Genomic DNA, 2179 nt, shown 5'->3' on the forward strand with positions numbered 1-2179 from the left:
TTTTGCGCGACGGGCAGTCGCACTGAGTGTAGATTACTGCACTAAATGAACTTTTAAAGGATTAGAGCACGTTACCTTGTGTAAGCACGCCTCTGTAAATCCTGGAAGGTGAATTTTCTCGAAGGTGAAAGTCCTTCCACCAGAGTGCTGATACAACTGGTGAAGACTAATCTAGGGCATCATCGTGAGGTGGTGTTTGAAGGAGATGCGGAAACTCGAGAGACCCGCAGTCGGCCATGCAGACCCAAATGCAGGCGTGTGAAGTACGGCGGCGCGATAAGCTGGTGACCATCCGAAAATAATGGGAAACCCATGATATCATGATGGCTGGTCAATGAATCAGCCGACCAGTCATAGCTTGTTGTGTGCTGGTACTGGGTATGTATGGAGGGAAAGTGCAACGACCCCGTGAGGTCTCCATCTTACCAAATATGGGCAATTAACTATAAGGTATTCCGAAATGTTAATTGCGGGTGGAGAAGTCAGACGTTCCCATAGTACGGGAGTAGTGTATTGACAAAACAATACATGAACGGAAGGGGAGCGACCTCGTGGCTCGACACAACTAAATATGTGGCATGTCAACAGATACTGTTACTTCGGTAAAAACAATCTGAAAGGGCACATTGAAAGGTGGGGAATAAGCATTGAATCAATCGTTGAAATTTAAATGGCATAGTATTTATGGCCAAATTCTGTTTGACCGCAAGCTGAAGGCAGCTTGGGAAAAAGTTGAGTACAATAAAGGCGCGGGCGGTATAGATGGTGAAACAATCGAAAGCTACCGTCACAGGCTCGATGAAAATCTTGATGCCTTACTCCAAAAGCTAAGAAGGAAAGAATATAAGCCATCGCCAGTCAGACGCGAGTACATTAAAAAGAAGAATGGGAAGCAACGCCCACTAGGCATACCAAATATTGAAGACCGTATTGTCCAACAAGCAGTGGTGAATGTCATCAGTCCAAAATGCGAAAAGGAAATCTTTCATAAATGGTCATGCGGCTATCGGCCAAATAAGGGTCCTGAACGTGTGATGCAGATTATCCTGGCTAATATAGAACAGGGACATAATTACATTTATGATGCAGACATTAAGGGATTCTTTGATAACATCCCACACAAAAAGCTGATGAGAATATTGAACAAATATATATCAGACGGTACGGTATTGGACATGATTTGGGCTTGGCTGAAAGCTGGCTACATGGAAGAAGGAAAACACTATAAGACCAATCTCGGAACAGTCCAAGGCGGTGTCATATCGCCGCTTCTGGCCAATATATTTCTGAATGAATTGGATTGGACATTGGCGAAACACAACATACGTTTCGTCAGGTTCGCGGACGATTTCCTTCTCTTCGCTAAGACAAGAGAGGACATTGAAAAAGCTGGGGAGATTACAAAGTCAAAGCTGGAAGAACTGGGCCTCCAAATTTCAGCCGAGAAGACAAGGATTGTGGACTTTCATGATGATGACTTTGACTTTTTGGGATTCACTTTTGGCCATTGGAGAAAGCGAAAGAAAGACGGAAAGCCTTACTATACAGCCCAGCCTGAACGAGGTACATGGCAAGATTTTCGGCAAAAAATCAAGGCAAAAACGCGAAAGACGTTAACGCTAAGTAAGGAAAAATGGCTGGAACAAGTCAATCCAATTATACGCGGAAAAGTCAATTACTTTCACACAATACACAAAGCTATACAGTTAAATGCCCAATATGGCATAGGTAGCCATTGCTTCTATAAAACCTTTGGCAAAGAATTGCAGGCCATTGACGGCTATATAAGAAAAAGGTTACGTGTAGCTATGATACATGACCATCCAAGCCAAAGAAAAGGATGGAAAATGACAAGAAAATGGAATAACGAATTTTTTGCGCGAATTGGCCTGATTCCTGCGTATTGGTACTTCTACCACAAAATTTACGGGTTTACGCTGGAAAGCTATATCCAGCGAATGAACCAGACTCAACAAGCCAAACAGAAAAGAACCATAGCCAGAGCAAAAGAAAAAGGTCAGGAATACTTTACACCTGACCGTTTACGAAAAATGAATGCCAGCCAACGATTAGCAACAGATTGATTTAACAATGTAACACGCTGGTAAGCCGTATGCCTTAGTAGGGCACGTGCGGTTTGATGAGGGGGTAGCCTTGAGAAAGGTTACCCTACTCTATG

1 protein-coding gene is annotated in these 2179 nt (G+C 43.4%); it reads left to right on the forward strand.

Annotated elements, in window-relative coordinates:
* The first annotated feature begins 647 nt into the window (after nt 1–647).
* On the forward strand, nt 648–2084 hold the full coding sequence (gene ltrA / locus E4U82_RS19425; protein ID WP_135111895.1) for a group II intron reverse transcriptase/maturase: 1437 nt from the start codon (nt 648–650) through the stop codon (nt 2082–2084).
* The last annotated feature ends 95 nt before the right edge of the window (nt 2085–2179 follow it).

The organism is Lentibacillus salicampi (genome assembly GCF_004565465.1).
Taxonomy (GTDB): domain Bacteria; phylum Bacillota; class Bacilli; order Bacillales; family Amphibacillaceae; genus Lentibacillus; species Lentibacillus salicampi.